Below are 9,309 nucleotides of genomic sequence, written 5' to 3' on the forward strand. Positions count from 1 at the left end.
ACTGGCCGCGCGTGGAAGAGCTGTTCCGTCGTAAAACCTGGCGCCTGACCGATCTGGTGTCTGGCGCGGTATCGGATGAGACCACCAAAGCCACCATGCGTGAGCTGGCGGAAATTGGCTACATCTCTGAACCGCACGCGGCGATTGCCTATCGCATGCTGCGCGACAACCTGCAGGAAGGCGAGTTCGGCCTGTTCCTCGGCACCGCGCATCCGGCCAAGTTCAAAGAGAGCGTGGACGAGATTCTGGGTCAGGAATTGCCGCTGCCAAAAGAGCTGGCAGAGCGCGCTGAGCTGCCATTGCTGTCGCATAATATGGCGGCAGACTTCGCTGAACTGCGTAACTTCTTGATGAAGTAATGCAAACAGGCGCGCGACCATGCGCGTTTTGAAGAGTGAGGTCGCCATCATGGCGACCTTTTTTATTTCTGTTCGTGGCGCTTAAACACCAGCTCGTTACCTTTGCTCTCATCAGCCGCAAAGAAGTAGCCATCAACATCAAACTGTTTCAGCTGCTCGGGCTTGCTCAGGCGGTTCTGAATCACATAGCGGCTCATCAGGCCACGCGCTTTCTTGGCGTAAAAACTGATCACTTTAAACTTGCCGTTCTTCTCATCAAGGAACACCGGCTTGATCAACTCACCGTTCAGTTGCTTCGGCTTCACCGCTTTGAAGTACTCATCAGATGCCAGGTTGATCAGCACCTCATCGCCTTGCTCGGCCATCGCTTCATTGAGCTTCTGCGTCAGTAAATCACCCCAGAAACCGTAGAGATCTTTCGCCGCCGGGTTGGCCAGCTTGATGCCCATTTCCAGACGATAAGGCTGCATCAAATCCAGTGGGCGCAGCACGCCGTATAAACCGGACAGCATGCGCAGGTGCTGCTGGGCAAAATCGAAATCTGCATCACTGAACGTCTCAGCCTGCAAACCGGTGTACACGTCACCTTTAAACGCCAGAATTGCCTGACGCGCATTTTCGAGCGTGAAGGGCGGCTGCCACTGGTTGAAGCGATCGGCATTCAGATGTGCCAGTTTGTCGCTGATGCTCATTAGTGAACTGATCTGCGCCGGTGAAAGATCGCGCGCAACATCGATCAGCTGTTGTGATTTTTCTAACAGTGTTGACTGCGTAAAGCGCTGTGTCGCCAGCGGGCTTTCAAAATCCAGTGTCTTCGCTGGCGAGATAACCATCAGCATCGTGTTTGTCCTTGTTGACCCGCTTGTTAACAGGGGATTGATGGGAATTAAGTTGCGACGAGTGTAGCAAAAAAGCTGCACGGATCGGCAAATCGCTCCCATTTGTTAGCGCTATCGTTATGAGGCACTTCGTGATGTTGCGCACTGAATTGTGCGTGATATTATCCCAACAGCCTTTTACACCCTGACAGTCAACCTAAGAGAAAGAGAACCATGACGGACAAACTTACTTCCTTGCGTCAGCTGACTACTGTGGTCGCCGACACCGGTGATATCGCGGCTATGAAGCTTTATCAGCCGCAAGATGCGACCACCAACCCTTCTTTGATCCTCAACGCCGCTCAAATCCCTGAATACCGCAAACTGATTGACGAAGCCATTACCTGGGCACGTCAGCAGAGCAGCAACAAAGAAGAGCAGCTGGCACTGGTTTCTGACAAGCTGGCCGTCAACATTGGTCTGGAAATTCTGAAACTGATCCCAGGCCGTATCTCTACCGAAGTTGACGCACGTCTCTCCTACGACACCGAAGCGAGCATCGCGAAGGCACGTAGCCTGATCAAACTGTACAACGATGCGGGCATCAGCAACGACCGTATCCTGATCAAACTGGCCTCAACCTGGCAGGGCATCCGTGCTGCTGAGCAGCTGGAAAAAGAAGGCATCAACTGTAACCTGACTCTGCTGTTCTCCTTCGCGCAGGCGCGTGCTTGTGCTGAAGCAGGCGTGTTCCTGATCTCGCCATTCGTAGGCCGTATCCTCGACTGGTACAAGCAGAACACCGACAAGAAAGAGTACGCTGCGCATGAAGATCCAGGCGTAGTGTCAGTGGCGGAAATCTACAACTATTACAAACAGCACGGTTATGAAACTGTGGTAATGGGTGCCAGCTTCCGTAACATCGGTGAAATCATCGAACTGGCCGGCTGTGACCGTCTGACCATCTCTCCGGGCCTGCTGAAAGAGCTGGCAGAGAGCGAAGGCGCGGTTGAGCGCAAGCTGAGCTATACCGGTGAAGTCAAAGCGCGCCCTGCGAAAATGACCGAAGCTGAGTTCTTCTGGCAGCACAACCAGGATCCAATGGCCGTGACCAAACTGGCTGAAGGTATCCGCAACTTTGCCATCGATCAGGGCAAACTTGAGAAGATGATCGCCGAACTGCTGTAAGGTGATTTGCCGTGGCGGCACCCGTCGCCACGGTTTTACGCTTTCCCCTCGCTTCCGCTTTGTATTATCCTTTTTGCATTCCCCTTCAATTGCCGCATTGCGGTCAACCACAGCGATAACTTAATGGATACTTTACGTATTGGATTAATTTCCGTTTCCGATCGTGCTGCTAATGGCATTTATCAGGATCAAGGCATTCCGGCGCTGGAAAGCTGGCTCGCCGCCGCGCTGACTACCCCGTTTGAAATCGAAACCCGTTTAGTGCCCGATGAGCAGCCGATGATTGAACAGGCGATCTGCGAACTGGTCGATGAACTGTTCTGCAATCTGGTGTTGACCACCGGCGGAACCGGTCCTGCGCGCCGCGATGTGACACCCGATGCCACTTTAGCGGTCGCCGATCGTGAGATGCCGGGTTTTGGCGAACAGATGCGCCAAATCAGCCTGCAGTTTGTGCCGACTGCGATCCTTTCGCGTCAGGTGGGCGTGATACGTAAACAGTCGCTGATCCTCAATCTGCCGGGCCAGCCCAAATCCATCAAAGAGACGCTGGAAGGGCTGAAAGCAGAAGATGGTGCAGTGAAAGTGCCAGGCATTTTTGCCGCCGTACCTTATTGTTTACAGTTACTGGAAGGGCCCTATGTGGAAACCGATCCCGAGGTGGTAGCAGCATTTCGCCCTAAAAGTGCAAGGCGTGAGACAAACGTCTGAAAATCGCCGTTTTCAGGCATAAAATCCAGCGGTACTGGTGTGGCGAAATATTGACGGTATAGTAACTCCAGCTTTACAACCACACTGACTTGCCTCTGGATACCGCACGACTATGGATGCACACACATCGCGCCGTCTCAACGGCCAGGATTATAAAACCCTGTCGCTGGCCGCCCTCGGCGGGGCGCTGGAATTCTACGACTTCATCATCTTCGTTTTCTTCGCCGCCGTAATTGGCGAGCTATTTTTCCCGCCGGATATCCCAGAGTGGTTGCGTCAGGTGCAGACCTTCGCGATTTTCGCCGCCGGTTATCTGGCGCGCCCTCTGGGCGGCATCATCATGGCGCACTTTGGTGACAAAGTTGGGCGCAAGAAGATGTTTAGTCTGAGCATTCTATTAATGGCGTTACCCACGCTGGCAATGGGCGCACTGCCGACTTATGCCAGTATTGGCATCGCAGCGCCGATTTTGATGCTGCTGATGCGCGTGCTGCAGGGCGCGGCGATTGGTGGCGAGGTGCCGGGCGCGTGGGTGTTTGTGGCTGAGCATGTGCCGGAGAAACGCATCGGTTTCGCCTGCGGCACGCTGACGGCGGGTTTAACGGCGGGGATTTTGCTGGGTTCGCTGGTGGCAACGGTACTCAACACCACACTTTCACCGGCTGCGATTCGCGATCACGGCTGGCGCATTCCGTTCTTCCTCGGTGGCCTGTTTGGTTTGCTGGCAATGTATCTGCGCCGTTGGTTACATGAAACGCCGGTGTTTAAACAGATGCAGGAGCGTAAAGCATTATCCGAGAAACTCCCGCTGCAAACCATTCTGACCAGCCATAAGCGCGGGATTGTGGTGTCGATGTTGGTCACCTGGCTGCTTTCGGCCTGCATTGTGGTGGTGATCCTGATGGCACCCACGTTAATGCAGAAGCAGCATGCGATTCCCGCAGCGTTAAGTCTGCAGGCGAATAGCGTTGCTACCATCATGTTGCTGATCGGCTGCGTCGTCGCTGGCTGGCTGGTGGATCGCTTCGGCGCGGCATTAACGCTGATGGGCGGTTCGTTGCTGTTGGCCATCTTCAGCTGGAACTTCTTCCATCAACTGGATGGTTCGCCTGAGATGCTGTTCGTCTGGTACGGCCTGGCGGGATTGAGCGTGGGCGTGGTGGGTGTGGTGCCCTTTGTAATGGTCAAAGCGTTCCCGGCGGCGGTGCGTTTCACCGGCATCTCCTTCTCATACAATGTGGCCTATGCGATTTTTGGCGGTCTGACACCGATTAGCGTGACGCTGATGATGCAACTCACGCCGATGGCGCCGGCCTGGTATGTGCTGGCGTTGGCGCTGATTGGCTTGCTGGTTGGCCTGTGGCTGCAGAGCGAAAAACAGCGATCGACGCTGCTCAATCAGGTGAATGTCTAACCTAAGGCGCGTAAGCGCCTTTTTCTTTTCCGCATTTTTTTAAAATTATTTTAGTTTTAACCCTTGATGCGCTCTGAAGCGGCCCCATTTAGTTGTCATCGAGTGATGTCAGGCAGCAAAAAAAGGCTGTCACAGCAGTTGAAAAGGGTCAGTTTGACCGCACATCTGCTAACAACGCTAATTGACAAAGAATTTAAGTGGGAGACGTTTAGATGGGTAAGATTATTGGTATTGACTTGGGTACAACCAACTCATGTGTTGCGGTTATGGATGGTGGTAAAGCACGTGTGCTTGAAAACGCCGAAGGCGATCGCACCACACCGTCAATCATTGCATATACACAAGATGGCGAAACTCTGGTCGGTCAGCCGGCTAAACGTCAGGCGGTGACTAACCCGCAGAACACCCTGTTCGCGATCAAGCGCCTGATTGGCCGTCGTTTCCAGGACGAAGAAGTGCAGCGTGATATTAAAATCATGCCTTACAAAATCATCGGTTCTGATAACGGTGACGCATGGTTGAACGTGAAAGACCAGAAAATGGCACCACCGCAGATCTCTGCTGAAGTGCTGAAAAAGATGAAGAAAACCGCGGAAGATTTCCTCGGTGAAGCGGTAACCGAAGCGGTTATCACTGTTCCAGCTTACTTTAACGATGCACAGCGTCAGGCAACCAAAGATGCCGGCCGTATCGCGGGTCTGGACGTAAAACGTATCATCAACGAACCTACCGCAGCCGCACTGGCTTACGGTCTGGATAAAGGTCAGGGCAACCGTACTATCGCGGTATATGACCTGGGTGGTGGTACTTTCGATATCTCTATCATCGAAATCGATGAAGTTGATGGCGAGAAAACCTTCGAAGTACTGGCGACCAACGGTGATACTCACCTCGGTGGTGAAGACTTCGACAGCCGTCTGATCAACTACTTAGTCGCGGAATTCAAGAAAGATCAGGGCATCGATCTGCATAACGATCCGCTGGCGATGCAGCGTCTGAAAGAAGCGGCTGAAAAAGCGAAGATTGAACTGTCTTCAGCGCAGCAGACCGACGTTAACCTGCCGTACATCACTGCAGATGCAACCGGTCCTAAGCACCTGAACATCAAAGTGACCCGTGCGAAGCTGGAATCACTGGTTGAAGATCTGGTGACCCGTTCTATCGAGCCACTGAAAGTTGCTCTGCAGGACGCTGGTCTGTCTGTTTCTGATATCAACGACGTAATCCTCGTTGGTGGCCAGACGCGTATGCCAATGGTTCAGGCCAAAGTCACTGAGTTCTTTGGTAAAGAGCCACGTAAAGACGTGAACCCGGATGAAGCCGTTGCTGTAGGTGCTGCGGTTCAGGGTGGTGTGTTGGCCGGTGAAGTGAAAGACGTTCTGCTGCTGGACGTAACCCCGCTGTCGCTGGGTATCGAAACCATGGGTGGCGTGATGACTTCGCTGATCAGCAAGAACACCACCATCCCAACTAAGCACAGCCAGGTGTTCTCGACGGCTGAAGATAACCAGTCTGCCGTGACCATTCACGTGCTGCAGGGTGAGCGTAAGCGTTCAGGTGATAACAAGTCACTGGGCCAGTTCAACCTCGACGGTATTCAGGCTGCACCGCGCGGTATGCCGCAGATCGAAGTGACCTTCGATATCGATGCCGATGGTATCCTGCACGTGTCTGCGAAAGACAAAAACAGCGGTAAAGAGCAGAAGATCACCATCAAAGCTTCTTCAGGTCTGAACGAAGAAGAGATCGAAAAAATGGTGCGTGACGCAGAAGCGAATGCCGAGTCTGACCGTAAGTTCGAAGAGCTGGTGCAGACGCGCAACCAGGGTGACCAGATTGCGCATAGCACCCGTAAGCAGTTGGACGAAGCCGGTGACAAACTGTCTGCTGAAGACAAAGCACCGATCGAGTCTGCGCTGACCGAGCTGAACACCGCGCTGAAAGGCGAAGATAAAGCAGAAATCGAAGCCAAAATGCAGGCATTGATGGAAGTCTCAAGCAAACTGATGGAACTGGCGCAGCAGCAAGGCCAGGCGGGCGCAGCAGATGCTGGCGACGCTTCAGCGAAGAAAGATGACGATGTTGTCGACGCTGAATTCGAAGAAGTTAAAGATAAAAAATAATTGCCCCTGACCGGGCGCGACGGCTGGCCTGACAGCCGTTGAAACCAGCACGGGCGTAGGAGATCTCTCCACGCCCGTGCGATCATGTTAAGGGCAGAACAAAATGGCTAAGAGTGATTTTTACGAGATCTTAGGCGTCTCTAAATCCGCAGATGAGCGTGAAATCAAAAAGGCTTACAAGCGCCTGGCGATGAAATACCATCCGGACCGTAACCCGGACAATAAAGAAGCCGAAGCTAAGTTTAAAGAGATTAAAGAAGCCTACGAAGTCCTGACCGATGCGCAGAAGCGTGCGGCCTATGACCAGTACGGCCATGCAGCCTTTGAACAGGGTGGCATGGGCGGTGGTGGATTCGGTGGCGGCGGCTTTGGCGGCGGCGGTGCTGACTTCAGCGATATCTTTGGCGACGTATTTGGCGATATTTTTGGTGGTGGACGCCGTCAGCGTGCTGCCCGTGGCGCCGATTTACGCTACAACATGGAGCTGTCGCTGGAAGAAGCGGTACGCGGCGTGACCAAAGAGATCCGCATCCCAACCCTGGAAGAGTGTGATGTCTGCCACGGCAGCGTGGCCAAAGCGGGTACGCAGCCACAGACCTGTTCGACCTGTCACGGTGCGGGCCAGGTGCAGATGCGCCAGGGCTTCTTCACCGTGCAGCAGGCGTGTCCGACCTGTCACGGTCGTGGTTCGGTGATCAAAGATCCGTGCAATGCCTGTCATGGACATGGTCGCGTTGAACGCCAGAAAACCTTGTCGGTGAAAATCCCGGCAGGCGTGGATACCGGCGATCGCATTCGTCTGAGTGGCGAAGGTGAAGCGGGTGAGCATGGTGCACCAGCAGGCGATCTGTACGTTCAGGTCTCGGTGAAGAAACACCCGATCTTCGAGCGTGAAGATAACAATCTGTACTGTGAAGTGCCGATCAACTTCGCGATGGCGGCATTGGGTGGCGAGATCGAAGTGCCTACTCTTGATGGTCGTGTGAAGCTGAAAGTGCCGTCTGAAACGCAAACCGGCAAGTTGTTCCGCATGCGCGGTAAAGGTGTAAAGTCGGTTCGTGGCGGAGCCGTTGGCGATTTGCTGTGCCGTGTGGTGGTGGAAACGCCAGTTAGCCTCAACGACAAACAGAAAGCGTTATTGCGTGAGCTGGAAGAGAGCTTTGGCGGCCCAACGGGTGAGAAAAACAGCCCGCGCTCTAAAAGCTTCTTCGATGGTGTGAAAAAGTTCTTTGACGATCTGACCCGCTAATCGGGTAAGTGGTTCACAATGAAGCGGAGAGGCGACTCTCCGCTTTTTTTATGGCTGTGATTTAATAGATCGTTATTACCGATCTATAAACGAGACATAAGCTGCTTTTAACGAGGTATTTACGCCGCTAAACTAGCCGCTAAAAATTGTCCTGCTCAGGAGGAGTTGTGAACAAACCCCGTAGTATTCGAAGCTTACTGAAGAGCTTTATCGCGAGCGATGCCAGCAACGGCATCGTGCTTATTCTTGCCGCTGTTGCGGCAATGATCCTCGCCAACAGTGCAGAAACCGCGCAAGGTTATCAATCGTTCCTCGCTGAGCCGGTGCAAATTCGTTTTGGCGCACTGGATATCAGCAAAAACCTGTTGCTGTGGATCAACGATGCGTTGATGGCGTTGTTCTTCTTGTTAATCGGCCTTGAAGTGAAGCGTGAGCTGATGATTGGTGAATTAGCCAGTCGCGACCGTGCCATCTTCCCGGTGATTGCAGCGCTCGGTGGTATGGTGGTTCCCGGGCTGATCTTCTTCGGTTTCAATCATGCTGATGAAATCGCTCGCAACGGCTGGGCGATCCCAACTGCCACTGACATTGCCTTTGCTTTAGGTGTGCTGGCACTGCTCGGCAGCCGCGTACCTGCCGCACTGAAAGTGTTCCTGATGGCACTGGCGATTATTGATGATCTCGGCGCTATCGTGATCATCGCGTTGTTCTATACCAGCGATCTCTCGGTGCTGTCGCTGAGCGTCGCAGCTGGCGCTATCGTATTGCTGGCGATATTGAACCGCTGCGGAGTGCGTAACATTGCGATTTACATGCTGGTGGGCGTGGTGCTGTGGACCGCTGTGCTTAAATCCGGCGTGCATGCCACGCTGGCAGGGGTGATCGTGGGCTTCTTCGTGCCGCTGGAAGAGAAGGATGGCCATTCGCCTGCCGAACACTTGGCACACGGTTTGATGCCCTGGGTAAACTGGCTGATTCTGCCGCTGTTCGCTTTCGCTAACGCGGGTATCTCTTTAAGTGGCATTACCTTTGGCGACGTGCTGTCACCGGAGCCACTGGGCATTATCCTCGGCCTGTTGATCGGTAAACCGCTGGGCATCACGTTGTTCTGCTGGCTGGCAGTGAAGTGGCGACTGGCGGTGTTGCCGAACGGCACCGCAATACGCGATATCATGGCGATCGGTGTGCTGTGCGGCATTGGCTTTACCATGTCGATCTTCATTAGTTCACTGGCCTTTGACGCCGCACATGAGCAGTTGGTGACCTTCTCGAAACTCGGTATCCTCAGTGGCTCGCTGCTGTCGGCAGTAATTGGTTACACGCTGCTGCGTATCAAACTGCGATAAACAGGGAAGGAGGCGTAAGCCTCCTTTTTTTATAATGAATCAGCTCAATTTCAATCATCTCTATTATTTCTGGCAGGTGTGCAAAACCGGCTCCGTGGTAC

General features: G+C 53.6%; 7 protein-coding genes and 1 pseudogene. 7 read left to right on the forward strand and 1 reads right to left on the reverse strand.

Going from position 1 to position 9,309, the window contains the following annotated elements:
- Window positions 1–359: pseudogene (locus tag RT340_RS19675) on the forward strand (threonine synthase); the annotation flags it as partial.
- Between the two features lie 62 nt (window positions 360–421).
- On the opposite strand, the gene yaaA reads toward RT340_RS19675, so the two are convergent.
- Complete coding sequence (gene yaaA / locus RT340_RS19680; protein ID WP_058959371.1) at window positions 422–1,198, reverse strand: peroxide stress protein YaaA; 777 nt, start codon at window positions 1,196–1,198, stop codon at window positions 422–424.
- 213 nt (window positions 1,199–1,411) lie between these two features.
- Between yaaA and tal the strand changes: the two genes are divergently transcribed.
- From tal to nhaA, 6 genes are all read left to right on the forward strand, one after another.
- A complete protein-coding gene (gene tal, locus RT340_RS19685) occupies window positions 1,412–2,365 on the forward strand; it encodes a transaldolase (protein ID WP_034826122.1) in 954 nt (317 codons plus the stop codon).
- Window positions 2,366–2,488: 123 nt separating this feature from the next.
- Entirely contained in the window at window positions 2,489–3,076 is a 588-nt protein-coding gene (mog, locus tag RT340_RS19690) for a molybdopterin adenylyltransferase (protein WP_038649159.1), read from the forward strand.
- A gap of 112 nt (window positions 3,077–3,188) precedes the next feature.
- A complete protein-coding gene (locus RT340_RS19695; protein WP_211729153.1) occupies window positions 3,189–4,490 on the forward strand; it encodes an MFS transporter in 1,302 nt (433 codons plus the stop codon).
- Between the two features lie 212 nt (window positions 4,491–4,702).
- On the forward strand, window positions 4,703–6,613 hold the full coding sequence (gene dnaK, locus RT340_RS19700; protein WP_097118312.1) for a molecular chaperone DnaK: 1,911 nt from the start codon (window positions 4,703–4,705) through the stop codon (window positions 6,611–6,613).
- 103 nt (window positions 6,614–6,716) lie between these two features.
- Entirely contained in the window at window positions 6,717–7,862 is a 1,146-nt protein-coding gene (gene dnaJ, locus RT340_RS19705; protein WP_313377543.1) for a molecular chaperone DnaJ, read from the forward strand.
- A 167-nt stretch (window positions 7,863–8,029) separates the two neighbouring features.
- Window positions 8,030–9,208 (forward strand): Na+/H+ antiporter NhaA, encoded by a 1,179-nt coding sequence (gene nhaA / locus RT340_RS19710; protein ID WP_034826111.1) that lies wholly within the window; start codon window positions 8,030–8,032, stop codon window positions 9,206–9,208.
- Window positions 9,209–9,309 lie beyond the last annotated feature (101 nt).

This window comes from Pantoea sp. CTOTU50773 (assembly GCF_032082325.1).
Taxonomy (GTDB): Bacteria; Pseudomonadota; Gammaproteobacteria; order Enterobacterales; family Enterobacteriaceae; genus Pantoea; species Pantoea communis.

What these genes read in the sequence shown, in the direction of transcription:
- yaaA (WP_058959371.1), bottom strand. Translation starts at nt 1,198, where the DNA reads ATGCTGATGGTTATCTCGCCAGCGAAGACACTGGATTTTGAAAGCCCG.
- dnaJ (WP_313377543.1), top strand. Translation starts at nt 6,717, where the DNA reads ATGGCTAAGAGTGATTTTTACGAGATCTTAGGCGTCTCTAAATCCGCA.
- mog (WP_038649159.1), top strand. Translation starts at nt 2,489, where the DNA reads ATGGATACTTTACGTATTGGATTAATTTCCGTTTCCGATCGTGCTGCT.
- tal (WP_034826122.1), top strand. Translation starts at nt 1,412, where the DNA reads ATGACGGACAAACTTACTTCCTTGCGTCAGCTGACTACTGTGGTCGCC.
- dnaK (WP_097118312.1), top strand. Translation starts at nt 4,703, where the DNA reads ATGGGTAAGATTATTGGTATTGACTTGGGTACAACCAACTCATGTGTT.
- RT340_RS19695 (WP_211729153.1), top strand. Translation starts at nt 3,189, where the DNA reads ATGGATGCACACACATCGCGCCGTCTCAACGGCCAGGATTATAAAACC.